Raw genomic sequence first — 16,604 nt, 5'->3', positions numbered from 1 at the left:
GCCATCGCCCGTTGGGGACGCTGCGCGTCGGGACGGGCTACCGCCCTCAACGGACGTCTGCGGCGCGGTGTTTTCCTTGTTCGGGCGCCCGGAGTACGGGAACCTTCGGTGCCTACGGCGGGTTCGCTCGTTCCTCACGAGCCCGCCTCCGGCCCCTCCAGAACCCCGTGGGCGCCCTCCTTCTCGGTACTGGCCAGGATCTCGGCCAGGTGCGCCACCCTCATCCCCGACCTCTGCCGGGACAGGGTGCCGCCGATGTGCATCAGGCAGGAGTTGTCGACCGCGCACAGCACCTCGGCGCCGGTCTCCACGGCGTGGCGGGCCTTGTCCGCGCCCATGGCCGAGGACACGTCGCCGTTCTTGACCGCGAACGTGCCGCCGAAACCGCAGCACTCGGTGGCCCCGGGCAGCTCCACCAGCTCCAGGCCGCGCACGGCGCGCAGCAGCTGGTAGGGGCGGTCGCCCAGGCCGAGCATGCGCAGCCCGTGGCAGGTGGGGTGGTAGGCCACCTTGTGCGGGTAGTAGGCGCCCACGTCCGTCACGCCGAGCACGTCCACCAGGAACTCGGTGAGGTCGTACACGCGCGGGGCGAGGTCGGCCACCTTGCGCGACAGGCGGCTTCCGCTGGCGCCCAGCCGCGGGTAGTTGTCGCGGACCATGGCCGCGCAGGAGGCGGAGGGGACCACGACGGCGTCGGCGCCCTCGAAGGTGCGCACGAAGCGCACGGCCAGACGGCTCGCCGAGCGCCGGTAGCCGGTGTTGTAGTGCATCTGCCCGCAGCAGGTCTGGCCCTCGGGGAAGACCACCTCGTGCCCCAGCCGTTCCAGGAGGCGCACGACCGCCCGCCCGGTGTCGGGGAAGAGTGTGTCGTTGACGCAGGTGATGAACAGCGCGATCCGCATGTGCCTCCTTCGTGCCCCGCCGACCGGCGCGCGCGTGCGGACCCGCCGGGTCGGCGTGCGGGGTGCGCTGCCATGGCGGAACTGCTCGCCACGAGTCTGGGGTGGTCGGACCACTTTCGCACAACGGCAAGTATCTGGGCAAGAAGGAGGGCGAAAGTGGCGATGTGGGGTGAGGCGGTGGCGAATTGGTATGATCTCTTGGGGGCCAGTGGTGGCGTGAGTCACGCGAGCGCCCCGTCCCCGCTCCGTCGGGCCGACGGACGAGCCGGACCATCGGACCACCGCACAGACTGGAGGAGTCCCGTGAGCGACCCCGACGTCGGGCGCACCACCGTCACCCGGCGCGCCGCCGACCGGATCAAGGCGATGATCGCCGACGGGCAGGTCGGACCGGGGGAGCGCCTGCCCACCGAACGCGACCTGTCCGCGCAGCTCGGGGTGTCCCGCAGTTCCATGCGCGAGGCCATCCGCTCCCTGACCACGCTCGGCGTCCTGGAGTCCCGCCACGGCGCGGGCGTCTACGTCACCGCGCTGCGCCCCGCCGACCTGCTGGAGACCTTCTCCGTCCTGGCCGAGGTCTCCCAGGGGCACACCCTCCTGGAGGTCCTCCAGGTGCGGCGCATGCTCGAACCCGCCGCCACCGCCCTGGCCGCCGCTCGCGCCAGCGCCGAGGACCTCGACCGCATCGGCACCCTGCTGGAGCGGATCGAGGGCGGGGACGACACCTTCCGCGCCGACACCGTCACCGCCGACCTGGGCTTCCACCAGGCCATCGTGGCCAGCACCGGCAACGCCACCCTGGCCGCGGTCAACGACGGCCTGTCCTCGCGCACCTTCCACGCCCGCGTGTGGGCGGGGCACCGGGAGGCCGGGCTCACCGCCAAGCTGCACGAGGACCACCTGCGCATCCACGAGGCCCTCGTGGCGCGCGACCCCGACGCCGCCCGGGCCGCCGCGACCGTGCACGTCCTGCGCGTGGAGCGCTGGCTCAGCGCGGACCTGGCCGACTGAGCGTCACCGCGTCACCGCTTCGCCGGGTCACCGGCCGCGGTCGCGGACCCTGTCGGCGAACTCCTCGGCCCGCAGCAGGCGCGCCAGCTCCTCGCGCCGGGCGGTCGGCGGGCGCTCCCCGCCGCTCTCGGGCGCCTGCTCGGGAAGCTCCTGGCCCAGCTCCGCGTCGATGCCCAGGACGTCGTGGTCCTCGATCTCCTCGATCCGGTGGCCCTCCGGGAAGTACCTCAGGAAGTCGGCCACCGCGGAGTCCTGGTCCGCGGCCCCCACGTCCGTGTCCGCGTCCACGTCGTCGTCGTATCCGGAATCCCGCGATCGCGCCCCGAACTCGTCGAAGCCCTCGGTTGACTCTGTCACCGGCGTCCCCCTCACGCTCGGTCCCTCACCTCGATCATGCCCGCTCCGGCCGGAGGGCGCCAGGGGCTCCCGCGGGGAGCGGCGGGAGCGGAACCGGACAAGGTAACGCACGGTAGGCTTCTGCCGCGCTGTCCGATATGTGAACGGAGCCCCCTCTGTCGTGCGCGAGCGCGTTCGAGCCATCGTCGACGCCCCCTGGTTCCAGGCCTGCGTCATCACCCTCATCCTCGTCAACGCCGTCATCCTCGGCGCGGAGACCTCACCCCGGGTGACGGGCTCCTACGGCGACCTCCTCCGCGCCGTCGACCTGACCATCCTCGCCCTGTTCGTCCTGGAACTGGTGATGCGGATGTACGCCCACCGGCGGGCGTTCTTCCGCGACCCCTGGAGCTGGTTCGACCTGGTGATCGTCGGGATCGCGCTGCTTCCGGCCTCCGGCCCCTTCTCTGTCCTGCGTGTCCTGCGCGTGCTGCGGGTCCTGCGCCTGCTGTCGGTGATACCGACCCTGCGCCACGTCGTCACGGGCCTGTTCCGGGCCCTGCCCGGCATGATGTCCATCCTGTTCCTGGTGATGCTGCTGCTGTACGTGTCGGGGGTCATGGCCACCGAGCTCTTCGCCGGCGTCTCGCCGCAGTACTTCGGCGACCTGCCCTCGTCGCTGTTCACCCTGTTCCAGATCGCCACCGCGGACGGCTGGGGCACCATCGCCAAGGACGTGATGGAGCACAAGCCGATGGCGTGGGTGTTCTTCGTGGTCTTCGTGCTGGTGTCCACGCTGGTGGCGCTCAACCTGTTCATCGCCGTGGCCGTGGAGGCCCTGGAGAAGGACGACGAGGGGAGCGGCGGCGGTGGCGGGGGAGGCGGCTCCGCGGACCGGACGGACGGGGGCCCCGACGACGGCGGCCCCGGCGGGGGACAAGCCGTGATCCTGGCCGAGCTGCGGGCGCTGCGCGCGGAGGTGGCCGTGCTGCGGCGGGAGCGTGAGCAGGAGGGCAGCGGCCTGCGCTGAGCGGCGTGCCGGAACCGGTGCCGCGCCGCGCCGCGCGCGAAAGTCCGCGCCCGGGCCTGTGGACAACCGCCGCGGGTCCGGTTTTCGTGGGAGGCTTGTGGTTGGAAGCACAGCCGCGCACCGCGGGCGGCGCGCGGACCGAGCACCCGCGTCGTGCCGCCGGAGCACCGACCGACGAGGAGCCGCCGGATGTCTGCCAGTACACCTCTCCCGCGCGCTGAGGACACCGGAGAACGCGCCCGCCCGGGCGTTCCCCTGGACCAGCGGGACGAGTGGACCGCGCTGCGCGAGCACCACGGGCGGTGGGGCTCCACCGGCCTTCGCGAGCTGTTCGCCGACGACCCCGGCCGGGCCGAACGGTACACGCTCGACGTCGGCGACCTGCACGTGGACTACTCCAAGAACCTCGTCACCGACGAGACCCTGCGCCTGCTCGCCGACCTGGCCGGGGCCGCCCGGGTCGCCGACCTGCGCGACGCCATGCTGGGCGGCGAGCACGTCAACCTCACCGAGGACCGGGCCGTCCTGCACACCGCCCTGCGCGCGCCGCGCGGGCAGGTGGTCAGTACCGACGGCCGCGACGTCGTCCCCGAGGTCCAGGAGGTCCTGGACCGGATGGCGGAGTTCGCCGACCGGGTCCGCGCCCGGAAGTGGCTCGGCCACACCGGCCAACCGGTGCGCCGGATCGTCAACATCGGCATCGGCGGCTCCGACCTGGGACCCGCCATGGCCTACGAGGCGCTGCGCCCCTACACCGACCGGGGGCTGGAGTTCCGGTTCGTCTCCAACGTGGACGGCACCGACCTGCACGAGGCGCTCGTGGACGCCGATCCGGCCACGACGCTGTTCGTGGTCGCCTCCAAGACCTTCACCACGATCGAGACCATCACCAACGCCACCGAGGCCCGCACCTGGCTGCTGGACGGGCTGGGCCTCAGGAGTGACAGCGACGACGGCGCCATCGCCAGGCACTTCGCCGCCGTCTCCACCAACGGCGAGGAGGTGGCGAAGTTCGGCATCGACACCCGCAACATGTTCGGCTTCTGGGACTGGGTGGGCGGCCGCTACTCCTACGACTCCGCCATCGGCCTGTCCCTGATGGTGGCGGTGGGCCCCGAGCGGTTCCGGGAGATGCTCGCCGGGTTCCACCTGATGGACACCCACTTCGCGACCGCCCCCGTCGAGCGCAACCTGCCCTTCCTGCTGGGCCTGCTCGGCGTGTGGTACGGCAACTTCCACGACGCCCAGACCCACGCGGTGCTGCCCTACAGCCACCACATGTCCAAGTTCACCGCCTACCTCCAGCAGCTCGACATGGAGTCCAACGGCAAGTCGGTGCAGCGCGACGGGCGCCCCGTCCACTGGCAGACCGGCCCGGTGGTGTGGGGCACGCCGGGCACCAACGGCCAGCACGCCTACTTCCAGCTGCTGCACCAGGGCACCCGGTTCGTGCCCGCCGACCTCCTCGGCTTCGCCAACCCGGCCCCCGACCTGCCCGAGCACCTGGTGCCCCAGCACGACCTGCTCATGGCCAACCTGTTCGCCCAGGGGCAGGCACTGGCCTTCGGCCGGAGTGCGGAGGAGGTCGCCGCCGAGGGCGTGTCCGCCGACCTGGTCCCGCACCGGACCTTCGAGGGCAACCGTCCCACGACGACCATCCTCGCCGACCGGCTCAGCCCGTCGGTGCTCGGGCAGCTGGTCGCCCTCTACGAGCACAAGGTGTTCGTCCAGGGCGCGGTGTGGAACGTCAACTCCTTCGACCAGTGGGGCGTGCAGCTGGGCAAGGTGCTGGCCAAGCGGGTCGAGCCCGCCCTCACCGAGGGCGCCGACGTGTCCGGCCTGGACGCCTCCACCACCTCCCTGGTGCGGCGCTACCGCTCCATGCGCGGCAGGGACTGACCACGGGAGCGGCGGTGTGACCGGCGGGGCACGCCGGGCACACCGCCCCCGGGTGCGCTCCTTCGTTCCGGGAGGCCCCGCGTTCCGGAAGGCCCTGCGCCCCCGGCGGGTGGCGGGGCCGGTCCGCGCAACGGCCAAAGCCCCCGGTGGACAGGGGCTACGGGGAAGGGGGAGGGGCCCTCCGGACGCACGGTGCCGCGCGGCGGGGCCGGTCCGCGCGCACGCGGCCGGACACCCGCGTAATTCCGTTGCCCCCGCCGCCCCGGCGGGTTAGCCTGGGCGCAACATGCGTATGTGACATCGAGACCGACGACCGCCGAGCGCGCGGGGCTCGCCCACCGTGGCTGGAGCCGGATCCCCGCTCGGCGCGTAGTGCCACTATCCCTGGTGCGGTCTCGATGTCGACGACTCCTGTGTCGTCCCCGGACCGCGCCGCGCAGGCGAGACCGGTCCCGCGCATCGAGGCCCACCCCGAAACGAAGGGTGGTCCACCCCATGACCCTTGGCAACACGACCGGCGCCGCCTCCGCGTCCGCACCGCACACGGCCCCGACCGGCCCGCCCCTGCTGCGCGCCCGCGACCTCGCCAGGTCCTACGGTGCCCACGTGGTGTTCGACGGCGTGGACGTCGACGCCGCCCCCGGCCAACGGCTCGGCCTGGTGGGGGAGAACGGCTCGGGCAAGTCCACCCTCCTGCGGCTGCTGGCCGGGGAGGAGGAACCCGACGCCGGGCGGGTGGAGCGCCCCGCCGACACCGGGTTCCTGTACCAGGAACTGCCCCACGCCCCGGACACGACCCTGGCACGGGTGGTCACCGAGGCCCTCGAACCGGCACGGCGGGTGGAGCGGCGACTGACCGCGAGCGCGGCCGCGCTGGACGGCTCACCCGAGGACGCCGAAGCCCTGCGGGAGTACTCCGATGCCCTGGCCGAGGCCGAACTGCTGGAGGTGTGGGACGCCGAGCGCCGGGCCGAACTGGTGGTCGCGGGACTGGGCCTGGACGGCATCGGCCCGGACCGGCCGGTGGGTCGGATGTCGGGCGGCCAGCGCGGACGCCTGGGCCTGGCGGCCCTGCTCATCCGCCGCCCGCGCGCCCTGCTGCTGGACGAGCCCACCAACCACCTCGACGACCAGGCGCTGGAGTTCCTGGAGGGGTACCTGCGCGGCCTGCCGGGAGTGGTGGTGCTGGCCAGCCACGACCGGGTGTTCCTGGACGCGGTGTGCACCGGCCTGCTCGACCTGGACCCGGCCGTGGACGGTCCCGTCCACTACGGAGGCGCCTACTCCTTCTACCTGGGGGAGAAGCAACTGGAACGCGAACGCTGGGAGCAGCGCTACCGCGACGAGCAGGACACCCTCAAGGGCCTGCGCGAGTCGGTGCGCACCACCTCCCGGCAGGTCTCGCACAACCGCGCCCCGAGGGACAACGACAAGATGGGCTACGACTTCCTGGGCGGGCGCGTGGACAAGCAGGTCTCGCGCCGGGTGCGCAACGCCCGGAACAGGCTGGAGGAACTGGAGCGCGACCAGGTGCGCAAACCGCCCAGGCCGCTGGAGTTCAGCGCCTCGCTGACCCGCGACCCGGGCACGGCCGACGGCCACGCGATCGCCGTGCGCGACCTGGTCGTGCCGGGCCGGTTGCGCCTGGACCGCCTGGACGTGCCCTCGGACGGGCGCCTGCTGGTCACCGGGCCCAACGGCGCGGGAAAGTCCACGCTGCTGTACGCCCTGGGGCACCGGCTGCGCCCGGCGTCGGGCCAGGTGCTGTGGCGGCGCGGGGCCACGGTCGCCCTGCTGGAACAGGACGTGGTCTTCCCCGACCCCGAGCGGACCCCGCGTTCGCTCTACGACGGGCTCAACGGCGCCCTGCCCGGCGCTCCCCGCCTGACCGACCTGGGCCTGGTCGCACCGCGCGACCTGGACCGGCCGGTGGGCAGGCTCAGCGTGGGGCAGCGGCGACGCCTGGCACTGGCGATGCTGGTGGGACACGCCCCGGACGTGCTGCTGCTGGACGAGCCGACCAACCACCTGTCCCTGGCACTGGCCGAGGAGCTGGAGGAGGCGCTGGGCACCGCGCCCGGCGCCGTGGTGGTGGCCTCGCACGACCGGTGGCTGCGCCGCAACTGGGCCTGGTCGGAGCTGCGGCTGGCCGACGGAGCCGTGGCCGGACAGGACACGGCCGGACCCGGGTAGCCCTCCCGGGGCGTGGCCGGCGGGGAGGACACCACCGGGCCCCGCCAGCCCCTCCGACCGTTCCAGTCACGGCCGCGCCCGACACCGTGCGGGGACACCGGCGCGGAGGCTGGAAACCCCCGCGCCGCTCGTGCAAACTCTTCGTGTTTCCACAGCTGCGAAAAGTCATGTCAACTGGCAGGGGTGCACATGTCCGTGCCGATGGACGCGCCCGAGTCCTCCCAGCACGCCGACCCCGAGGCGGCGGCCTCCGGAGGGCGCGGGTCGGCGAACAGGTCCCTGCGCCAGATCGCCTGGCAGCGCTTCCGCAGGGACCGCCTCGGCATGGCCGGGGGCGTCGTCGTCATCCTGCTCATCCTGGTCGCGGTCTTCGCGCCCCTGCTCACCTCCTGGTTCGGCTACCCGCCCAACCAGTTCAACCAGGAGCTGATCGACCCGCTCACCGGCGGCGTCCTGCGCGATCCCGCCGACCCCTCCCTGGGGCTCGACCCCTGGGGCGGGATCAGCACCGACCACCTGCTCGGCGTGGAGCCCGTCAACGGGCGCGACCTGTTCAGCCGCATCGTCCACGGCGCCCGCACCTCCCTGCTGGTCGCCACGGTCGCCACCCTGGTCTGCGTGGTCATCGGCACCGTCCTCGGCATGGTCGCCGGGTACTTCGGCGGCTGGGTCGACACCGTCATCAGCCGGGCCATGGACATCTTCCTGGCCTTCCCGCTGCTGCTCTTCGCCATCGCCCTGGTCGGCGTCATCCCCGACGGCTCCTTCGGCCTGAGCGGCAACGGCCTGCGCATCGGCGTGCTGGTCTTCATCATCGGGTTCTTCAACTGGCCCTACATCGGCCGCATCGTGCGCGGGCAGACCCTGACCCTCAGGGAGCGCGAGTTCGTGGAGGCCTCCCGCAGCCTCGGTGCGGGCAGCGCCCACATCGTCTTCCGCGAGATCCTGCCCAACCTCGTCACGCCGATCCTGGTCTACTCCACGCTGCTCATCCCCACCAACATCCTGTTCGAGGCGGCCCTGAGCTTCCTGGGCGTGGGCATCAACCCGCCCATGGCCACCTGGGGCGGCATGCTCGACAACGCCCTGCGCTTCTACACCATCGCACCGCACTTCGTGCTGATCCCGGGGCTGGCCATCTTCGTCACCGTCCTGGCCTTCAACCTCTTCGGCGACGGGCTGCGCGACGCCTTCGACCCCCGCTCCTCCGACTGACGGGCCGCATCCGTCGCGTGTTCCGGGCCGGGCACCGGCCCCCGCCAGCCGATCCGACCAGGAGGCAAGTTTGACCACCGACCACCACACAGGCGCGGCGCCCTCGCGGCGACGCGGACGCCGCCGGGCGAGCGCGTCCCTGGCCGCTGGCACGGCCGCGGCGCTGCTGCTGGCCGCCTGCGGAGGCGCTGGCGGCGGAGGGGGCGGAGGCGGTCCGGTCGACGCCGAGTTCAACCAGGGCGAGACCGAGGTGGTCAACCCCTCCGACCAGACCGGCGGCACCCTGCGCTACGCCATCTCCTCGGACTTCGACTCGCCCGACCCCGGCAACACCTACTACGCGTTCAGCTGGAACTTCAGCCGCTACTACGCGCGCACCCTGCTCACCTACGTCGGGGCGCCCGGCGAGGAGGGCACCGAACTCCAGCCCGACCTGGCTGCGGCGATGCCCGAGCCCAACGAGGACCTCACCGAGTGGACGGTGCCCATCAAACAGGGGCTGCGCTACGAGGACGGCTCCGAGATCACCGCGCCCGACATCGAGTACGCCATCGCGCGCGGCAACTTCGGCGCCCAGGCCCTGCCCAACGGCCCCAAGTACTTCCAGGACCTGCTGGCCGACAGCGAGGACTACGAGGGCCCCTACGCCAACGAGGACGACCCGCTGGCCGGGTTCGGCGGGATCGAGACCCCCGACGACCACACCCTGGTCTTCCACCTCAAGGACCCCTTCGCCGAGTTCCCGTACCTGCTCATCCAGCCGCAGACCGCGCCGGTCCCGCCCGAGGCCGACCGAGGTGAGCAGTACCAGAGCCGCGTCGTCTCCTCCGGCCCCTACAAGTTCGACGGCGAGTACCGGCCCGGCGTCTCCCTGAACCTGGTGCGCAACGACCAGTGGGACCCCGCCACCGACCCGACCCGCGAGGCGCTGCCGGACCGGATCGAGGTGCAGCTGGGGGTGGACCAGAACGAGATCGACCAGCGCCTGACCACCGGGGAGCTGGACGTGGACCTGGCCGGGGCCGGGGTGGGGCCCGCCATGAGGGGCACCCTGATCACCGACGAGGCGCGCAGGAACAGCGTCGACAACCCGCAGAGCAACACGCTGCGCTACGTCAACATCAGCACCGTCCTGGAACCCCTGGACGACCTGGCCTGCCGCCAGGCGATCATGTACGCCGCCGACCGCGACGCCCTCCAGCGGGCCTGGGGCGGCGACACCGGCGGCGACATCGCCACCCAGATCATGCCCGCGTCGCTGCCGGGCGCCGATCCCGGCATCGACCTGTACCCCTCCCAGGGCAACCAGGGCGACCTGGACGCGGCCCGGCAGAAGCTGGAGGAGTGCGGCCAGCCCGACGGGTTCTCCACCTCCATCGGCGTCCGGGCCGACCGGCCCTCCGAGGTGAGCACCGCCGAGGCGCTCCAGCAGGCCCTGGCCCGGGTGGGCATCGAGACGCGGATCAAGCAGTACCCCTCGGACACCTACACCAACACCCAGGCCGGGTCGCCGTCCTTCGTGGAGGACAACGACCTGGGCCTGACCGTGTACGGGTGGGCCCCGGACTGGGCGAGCGGCTACGGGTTCATGAGTAAGATCCTGGACGGCGACGCCATCCAGGACGCGGGCAACGCCAACATCTCGGAGCTGGACGACGACCAGATCAACGCCTGGTTCGACGAGGTCGTCACGCTGGAGGACCCCGAGGAGCGCGCCTCGATCTACACCCGGATCGACCGGCGGGCGATGGAGCAGGCGGCGATCCTGCCCGCGGTGTTCGAGCGCACGGTGCTCTACCGGCCGCCGAACCTGACCAACGCGTACTACCACTCGGGCTACTCCATGTACGACTACATGGCGCTGGGAACCACGCGGGAGTAGCAGACCGCGCCGGGGTGGGTGCCCTTCGTCTCCGTGCCAGCTCAGGGGGAGGTCGGGGGGTCCGGCTGGTTGAGGAGTGCGGCGATGTGTTCTTTGGGGTAGCGGCGTGCTCCGCCGGGGGTGCGGAAGGGTTGGAGGACGTTGTCCCATTCGCCTCGGTGGAGGCTGCGGGGGCGGATGTTGAACAGCTCCGCGACTTCGCCGGGGGTGAGGACGTCGGGGCGGCCGTCGAGGAGGTAGCGGTAGTCGGGCATGAGGGGCTTTCCGTGTCTCAGGGGTCCGCTGTTGTGTGAGTGGTCGGTGGCCCCGCCCTCCCGGGGAAGGAGAGGGCGGGGCCCGGGGCCAGTACGGAGGAGACCGGCCCCGGTCCGCGCCGCCACGAGGGAGGCGGTGCGGAGCCTGGAGGAACTGGCTCAGCAGGGGAAGCGGATCACCAGGGGAAGACGGCGCGGACGGTGATCGCGCCGCAGGAGTGCTGTTTCCAGTCCCAGTAGGAGCACAGCGCCTCGACCAGGCGCAGCCCGTTGCCGCTGGGGCGCAGGGGTTCCGGGGCGGGAACGCGCGGGAACGTCGCGGCCATCCCTGGTTTGGGCCCGTTGTCAGTCACCCGGAGTTCGAGGTGACGCGGAGTGCGTTCCACTTCCACGCGGATGGTGCCGCCATCCAGGCCGGACGCGGAATGGCGCAGGCCGTTCGTGACCAGCTCCGACACGGCGACGCCGACGGGTTCGGCCAGACTGGGACGGGAGCGAGTTGCTTGGGCGGCCCAGCGACGGGCGATCTTCACATGGCCCAGGTCGGGGCCGAGCAGAATGCCTGATTTGGTGGCGGTTCCGCACAATCGGCGTGGAAGCGGGATGGGCGGAACGGTAGACTTTTGCATGTTTCACCTCGGCTGTCTCGGGGTGGAGCACTCTGCCTCGGCGGCTGCTCTCTACTTCGGTCGCCGAGGTTTTTTGTACCCAGGTTCGTTTGTGTGGCTCTGAGTCCTGCATGGCCATGTGCCCAACCCAAATTTTTGAGCCGGGGCACCGGTTTGTGGTCTGTGCACGACTATGCACGACCAGCGGCAACGTTCCTATAGCTACCGAGCTACCGTCGTTCTTTGGAATCTGATGTAGTCACGAGTCGTGCCTGAGTAGTTAAATGTAGGCATGCCTCCTAAGGTCCAACAGCAGTGGGTTCCATTCGGCAATGAGGTTCGCCGTCTCCGCAATGAGGCGGGTTTCTCGCAGGCCGCCCTAGGCGTCAAGCTCCAGATCAGTGCGGGAATGGTCGGCCACATAGAGCGTGCGGTTAGGTCGGCAACCAGGGCACAAGTGGACAAAATGGAAGTGGCGTTCGCTACAGATGGCGAGCTACTCCGTTTGTGGTCTGAGATCACCAGGAACAGGACCGTTCCGCACTGGTTTCAAGATGTGTTGCTGATGGAACGCAAGTCACGGAGGATCGAGGAGTATCACCCGATCCTTGTGCCTGGCCTCCTGCAAACAGCCGAGTATGCCGAAGTGCTGGTGCGGTCATGGCAGCCCCAGGCTAGCGACGACGAGGTTCGTGAGATCGTCGATTCGCGCGTTCAGCGTTTGACGGTCATCAAGGAAAGGCGGCCCGCGCTCTGGTTCATCGTGGACGAAGTGGTGGTGACTCGGGCGGTCGGTAGCGTGAAGATCATGGCCGACCAACTCCACCAGATCATCGGCCTGGCTCAGGACGGTACGATCCGGGTGCAGGTGTTGCCCACACGGCTCCGCCACCCTGGGATATGTCCCCCTTTCCGGGTCATGGCGCTTGACACGCAGAGTGTTGTGTACGCCGAGCACGCACTGGGGGGCCAGACCGAGAGCAACCCTGAAGAGGTCGCCAAGATGATGGTGCGATTCGGCGCGATGCAGGCCGATGCGATGTCGCCGGATGACACGGTGGCCTACCTCGAAGAACTTCAGAAAGGACTGGGATGAACGACTGGCACAAGTCCAGCTACAGCGGTGGTGACGGTGGGAACTGCGTGGAGGTCGCGGAGGGCTCGGTCACCGGTATCCGTGACACTCAGAACCGGGAGTTGGGCCACCTCACGGTGGCCGCGCTGGAGTGGGCAGCTGTTCTCGCCGTCACGAAGGGGTGAACTGTGAGGTCTGACTGGCACAAGTCCTCATACAGCAATGCTGCGGAAAACTGTGTCGAGGTCTGTGAGGGTGTCGAGACGCTGGTTCGGGACACGCAGAACCGGCACGCCGGGCACCTTGAGTTCCAGGCCCAAGAGTGGGGTGCCCTGCTCAAGGCGGTGTGTGGCCTCTCGTAACCGCGTACGAAACCGACCCCGCTCAGGGGCATTGGGCGGGGTCGGTTTCGTTCTGACACCCAGCAGAGGCTACCCCGCAGCGGCGGCCGCGCCCATAGGCCGAAGGACCCCTGCCGGGGCGTCCGCCCACAAGTGGGTTCCCTCCTGGTCCACGGTCACGCCGAGCCGGTCCCGGCCCGGCTTCCCCCACCGCGTCCACTCCTCCCACGCGGCGCCGATCTCCGCCCACAGGTCCCGGGGCCCGGCCCGCTTCGTGATGTAGGGGCCACCCGCTGGGACGTATTCGCCGAGCGCCCACGAACCGTCCGGGGTGGCGACGTACACGCTGGCCTCACCCGCCCACTCGGGGCGGTCCTCGGCGGCCTCGTACACGGCGTACCGCAGGTCCGGTGCCAGGTGGCCCAACACCAACTGCCACCCCTGGTTGCGGTAGGCGACCAGGCGCGGGTTCACGTCGGTACTCCCATTCCGCGCTTCGGGAGCGTCCTCGTCCACCAGCTCCCGGATCCGACGGGGGTCGGGGCGTTGGGAACGCAGCACCATGAAAGGCGCGTCGTCCACGATCCGGCCCGTCGCGGTGCCGTCCTCCTGGACGACCAGGCGCACCAGCACCCCCGGCTGGTTCCCCACCTCGAACGGGGTCACGATCACCCCGCCCGGCCACACCTGCCGAACCCACGCGTGGGGTATCCGCCCGCGGGCCGCGACCGTGGAGAGCACCCGGTGGAACACGCCCGTGCCTTCACCGATTTCCAGGGGGCCTGACCCATCGGCGTCCAACACCGTCGGCGCGTACCCGGCCCGCGCGAGGTTGTCGATCGCGACCCCGGCCAACTGCCGGTCGATCTCCGCGGACACCACCGCCTTCTCCCCGAGCGCGTGACACAGCAACGCCGTGTTGTATCCCGTGCCCGTCCCGATCTCCAACACCCGGTGCCCATCGACGGCGCCGAGCTGTTGAAGCATCGCGACCACGAGCGAGGGTTGGCTGATGCTGGAGGTACGCAGCCTGCCCCAGTCGGGTTCCCCGTCCGGGCCCCCGGCGGGGTCGCCGTCGTCTACCTGGGTCGCGAGCGCGTAGTCCTCATGCGCCCAACGGGCGTGGTCGGGGTCGTCGCGTGTGATCGGTACGTAGTAGCCGGGGTGGTCGGTGGAGGTGACCCACACGGTGTCGGGGATGAACTGGGCACGGTCCACAGCGAGGATCGCACGATGCCACTGGGGGTCGATGACCTGACCCGCGATGGTGAGCGCGCAGGCCAGCCGGGAGCCGGGGGGCGTGGTCACCGTTTGGGGTCCTTGCCGTCACCTGCGGCGCTGCCTCCGCTACCGCCATCGGTGGTTTTGTCGGGATCGGCGTGTCGTCCCACGGTGTCCTCCACAGGGGGTGAGGGGTCCTGTCACTGACAGTAGCTCGCCGCACGGTCACTGTCAGTGGTTTCGGCGGGCAGCGACCGTCTCGCCCCGCCCGGAGAACATCGCCGGGGCCGGACGGCGGCCGGGGCGATGGTGAAGAACCGCGTCAGCTCCCTCCGGGCGATTGAACGCGACCAGGTGATCACAGTAAGTTACTGTCTGCTTGCGGGCGGGTACCGTTCGCGGACCCGTCCCGCCCCCGCCCCGGCCCCGACGACAGAGAGCACGCGCGTTGCTGACCTACATCCTGCGCCGCCTGGGCGCCGGACTCCTGCTCCTGGCCGTGGTCACCATGGTCACCTTCGCCATCTTCTACGTGGTGCCCCGGTGGGCGGGGCGCACCGTCGAGCAGCTGGCGACGATGTACGTGGGCCGTGCCCCCACACCCGAGGCCATCCAGGCCACCATCGACCGCCTGGGCCTGGACCGGCCCGTCGTCGTGCAGTTCGGGGAGTTCGTCCGGGGCCTCTTCCTGGGCGCGGAGTACCGCTTCGGCAACGACACGATCGAGTGCGCGGCGCCGTGCCTGGGCTACTCCTTCCAGACCTACCAGGAAGTCTTCCCCGAGATCGTGGCGCGGCTGCCGGTCACGGCATCACTGGCCCTCGGCGCGGGGGTGATCTGGCTGGTGGGCGGCATCCTGGTCGGCGTGGTTTCGGCGGTGTGGAGGGGCAGTCTGTTCGACCGGCTGGCGATGGCGGTCGCCCTGGCGGGGGTGTCGCTGCCGATCTTCTTCACCGGACTGTTGTCCCTGGCCTTCCTCGTGCACGCCTGGGGGCTGTTCGGCACGCCGGGCTACGTCCCCCTCACCGAGGACCCGTCCAGGTGGGCGCAGGGACTGCTGCTGCCGTGGCTGACGCTGGCCTTCCTGCACGCGGCCATGTACGCGCGCCAGACGCGCGCGGGCATGCTGGAGACGCTGGGCGAGGACTACATCCGCACCGCCCGCGCCAAGGGGCTCAGCGAGCGCCGCGTGGTGCTCAAACACGCGCTGCGCCCCACGCTGACGCCCATCGTGACCATCTTCGGCCTGGACCTGGGGCTCGTGCTGGGCGGCGCGGTCCTGACCGAGCAGGTCTTCTCCCTGAACGGGATCGGCCGGTACGCGGTCACCGCCATCATGCAGAGCGACCTGCCGGTGATCCTGGGCGTGACGTTGTTCGGCGCGTTCTTCATCGTGCTCTGCAACCTGGTGGTGGACCTGCTGTACCCGCTGATCGATCCGCGCGTGCGCATCCACGGATAACGGTGCCGGGCGGGCGCGGAACACGATCCGGGCCGCGGTGCCCGGGAGACGGAAAGGGAGGGGTCGTGTGAGCGAGTCCGCGGTGTCGGGACCGGTCGTGCGGGTGGAGGACCTGCGGGTGGTGTTCCCGACCATGGACGGCGACGTCCGGGCGGTGGACGGTCTGTCCTTCGCCGTGCCCGTCGGGGGAGCGCTGGGCATCGTGGGCGAGTCGGGCTCCGGCAAGAGCGTGACCTCGCTGGCCCTCATGGGCCTGCACCGGGGCAGCCGGGCGCGGATCACCGGGGAGGTCGAGGTGGCGGGCACCGACGTGGTCGGCGCCCCGGACAAGAGGCTGCGGCGCATGCGCGGCGACGACATCGCCATGGTCTTCCAGGACCCCATGCAGTCGCTGCACCCGCAGTTCACCGTCGGCAACCAGCTGGTGGAGGCGCTGCGCGTGCACCGGTCCGGGGTGTCGCGGTCCCGGGCCCGCGAACGCGCGGTGGAGTCGCTGGAGCGGGTGGGCATCCCCGAGCCCGCCAGGCGGATCAACTCCTACCCGCACGAGTTCTCCGGCGGTATGCGCCAGCGCGTGCTGATCGCGATGGGGCTGATGTGCGAGCCCAAGGTGCTGCTGGCCGACGAGCCGACGACGGCCCTGGACGTGACGGTGCAGGCGCAGATCCTGGACCTGCTGGACGAGCTGCGCCGTGACCTGGGCATGGCGCTGATCCTGGTCTCGCACGACCTGGCGGTGGTGGCCGGGTCGGTGGACGAGGTCGTGGTCATGCGCCACGGCGTCGCGGTCGAGCGCGGCGACGTGCGCGAGGTGCTGTCCTCGCCCCGGCACCCCTACACCCGGGGGCTCCTGGACGCGGTGCCGCGCGTGGAGGTCTCCCGCGCCCAGCGGCGCGCACGCGACCGGGCGGAGCGCGGCCAGCGGCAGGACCAGGAGAAACGCCGCAGGTCGGGGTCGGCCGCGGCGGGCGAGGCGGGGCGCAAGGGGCCTGACGAGGTCTTCCGGCCCTTCACCCCCGAACCGAAGGAGGAGCGGGGCGAGCCACTGCTTCGGGTGGAGGATGTGGCGCAGCGGTTCAGGGTGCGCGGTGGCATGTGGGGCAGGGCCACGGACTTCTGGGCGGTCAAGGGGGTCTCCTTCGACCTGCACCGCGGTGAGACGCTGGGCGTGGTGG

At 71.0% G+C, this 16,604-nt stretch carries 16 protein-coding genes; 11 read left to right on the top strand and 5 right to left on the bottom strand.

The window, feature by feature from the left end; translation table 11 throughout:
* Positions 1–134: 134 nt before the first annotated feature.
* Positions 135–902, bottom strand: a complete 768-nt coding sequence (locus FYW99_RS12945) for a (Fe-S)-binding protein (protein ID WP_150252296.1) — start codon at positions 900–902, stop codon at positions 135–137.
* Between the two features lie 303 nt (positions 903–1,205).
* Here FYW99_RS12945 and FYW99_RS12940 point away from each other — a divergent pair, with 303 nt between their 5' ends.
* On the top strand, positions 1,206–1,913 hold the full coding sequence (locus FYW99_RS12940) for a FadR/GntR family transcriptional regulator (RefSeq protein ID WP_150252295.1): 708 nt from the start codon (positions 1,206–1,208) through the stop codon (positions 1,911–1,913).
* A 27-nt stretch (positions 1,914–1,940) separates the two neighbouring features.
* Here the strand turns inward: FYW99_RS12940 and FYW99_RS12935 are convergent, their stop codons facing one another.
* On the bottom strand, positions 1,941–2,270 hold the full coding sequence (locus FYW99_RS12935) for a hypothetical protein (protein ID WP_150252294.1): 330 nt from the start codon (positions 2,268–2,270) through the stop codon (positions 1,941–1,943).
* Between the two features lie 160 nt (positions 2,271–2,430).
* On the opposite strand from FYW99_RS12935, the gene FYW99_RS12930 reads away from it, so the two are divergent.
* The 5 genes from FYW99_RS12930 (at position 2,431) to FYW99_RS12910 (ending at position 10,468) form a co-directional block, all read left to right on the top strand.
* A complete protein-coding gene (locus FYW99_RS12930; protein WP_150252293.1) occupies positions 2,431–3,279 on the top strand; it encodes an ion transporter in 849 nt (282 codons plus the stop codon).
* A gap of 189 nt (positions 3,280–3,468) precedes the next feature.
* Positions 3,469–5,178: a glucose-6-phosphate isomerase gene (gene pgi / locus FYW99_RS12925; protein ID WP_150252292.1), complete on the top strand. Its 1,710-nt coding sequence runs from the start codon at positions 3,469–3,471 to the stop codon at positions 5,176–5,178.
* A gap of 495 nt (positions 5,179–5,673) precedes the next feature.
* Positions 5,674–7,371 carry an ABC-F family ATP-binding cassette domain-containing protein gene (locus FYW99_RS12920; protein WP_150252291.1) on the top strand — a complete coding sequence of 566 codons (1,698 nt, stop codon included), beginning with the start codon at positions 5,674–5,676 and terminating at the stop codon, positions 7,369–7,371.
* A gap of 189 nt (positions 7,372–7,560) precedes the next feature.
* Positions 7,561–8,586 carry an ABC transporter permease gene (locus FYW99_RS12915; protein ID WP_150252290.1) on the top strand — a complete coding sequence of 342 codons (1,026 nt, stop codon included), beginning with the start codon at positions 7,561–7,563 and terminating at the stop codon, positions 8,584–8,586.
* A 70-nt stretch (positions 8,587–8,656) separates the two neighbouring features.
* Positions 8,657–10,468 carry an ABC transporter substrate-binding protein gene (locus tag FYW99_RS12910; RefSeq protein ID WP_150252289.1) on the top strand — a complete coding sequence of 604 codons (1,812 nt, stop codon included), beginning with the start codon at positions 8,657–8,659 and terminating at the stop codon, positions 10,466–10,468.
* A gap of 41 nt (positions 10,469–10,509) precedes the next feature.
* On the opposite strand, the gene FYW99_RS12905 is transcribed toward FYW99_RS12910, so the two are convergent.
* On the bottom strand, positions 10,510–10,722 hold the full coding sequence (locus FYW99_RS12905) for a helix-turn-helix domain-containing protein (protein WP_150252288.1): 213 nt from the start codon (positions 10,720–10,722) through the stop codon (positions 10,510–10,512).
* Between the two features lie 176 nt (positions 10,723–10,898).
* A complete protein-coding gene (locus FYW99_RS12900) occupies positions 10,899–11,351 on the bottom strand; it encodes an ATP-binding protein (RefSeq protein ID WP_150252287.1) in 453 nt (150 codons plus the stop codon).
* Positions 11,352–11,622: 271 nt separating this feature from the next.
* Here FYW99_RS12900 and FYW99_RS12895 point away from each other — a divergent pair, with 271 nt between their 5' ends.
* The 3 genes from FYW99_RS12895 to FYW99_RS12885 are packed head-to-tail and all read left to right on the top strand — an operon-like array spanning position 11,623 to position 12,767.
* Complete coding sequence (locus FYW99_RS12895) at positions 11,623–12,426, top strand: helix-turn-helix domain-containing protein (protein ID WP_150252286.1); 804 nt, start codon at positions 11,623–11,625, stop codon at positions 12,424–12,426.
* The gene (locus FYW99_RS12890; RefSeq protein WP_150252285.1) at positions 12,423–12,590 is read left to right on the top strand and encodes a DUF397 domain-containing protein; all 168 of its coding nucleotides are present in this window, start codon (positions 12,423–12,425) and stop codon (positions 12,588–12,590) included. Before FYW99_RS12895 ends, FYW99_RS12890 begins: the two co-directional genes overlap by 4 nt.
* 3 nt (positions 12,591–12,593) lie before the next feature.
* Positions 12,594–12,767, top strand: coding sequence for a DUF397 domain-containing protein (locus tag FYW99_RS12885; RefSeq protein WP_150252284.1), 174 nt, complete (start codon positions 12,594–12,596; stop codon positions 12,765–12,767).
* A gap of 69 nt (positions 12,768–12,836) precedes the next feature.
* Here the strand turns inward: FYW99_RS12885 and FYW99_RS12880 are convergent, their stop codons facing one another.
* The gene (locus FYW99_RS12880) at positions 12,837–14,054 is read right to left on the bottom strand and encodes a methyltransferase domain-containing protein (protein WP_190394641.1); all 1,218 of its coding nucleotides are present in this window, start codon (positions 14,052–14,054) and stop codon (positions 12,837–12,839) included.
* A gap of 361 nt (positions 14,055–14,415) precedes the next feature.
* Between FYW99_RS12880 and FYW99_RS12875 the strand changes: the two genes are divergently transcribed.
* Both FYW99_RS12875 and FYW99_RS12870 read left to right on the top strand, forming a co-directional pair.
* Complete coding sequence (locus FYW99_RS12875) at positions 14,416–15,429, top strand: ABC transporter permease (protein ID WP_150252283.1); 1,014 nt, start codon at positions 14,416–14,418, stop codon at positions 15,427–15,429.
* Positions 15,430–15,562: 133 nt separating this feature from the next.
* Positions 15,563–16,604: ATP-binding cassette domain-containing protein (locus FYW99_RS12870; RefSeq protein WP_223839039.1), on the top strand; the 1,042-nt coding region annotated here is incomplete at its 3' end.

The sequence above is a fragment of the Nocardiopsis deserti genome, assembly GCF_008638355.1.
In the GTDB taxonomy this organism is placed as follows: Bacteria; Actinomycetota; Actinomycetes; order Streptosporangiales; family Streptosporangiaceae; genus Nocardiopsis; species Nocardiopsis alborubida.
Note: the sequence above shows the minus strand (reverse complement) of the source record. Positions and strands in the feature narration are given on the sequence as shown.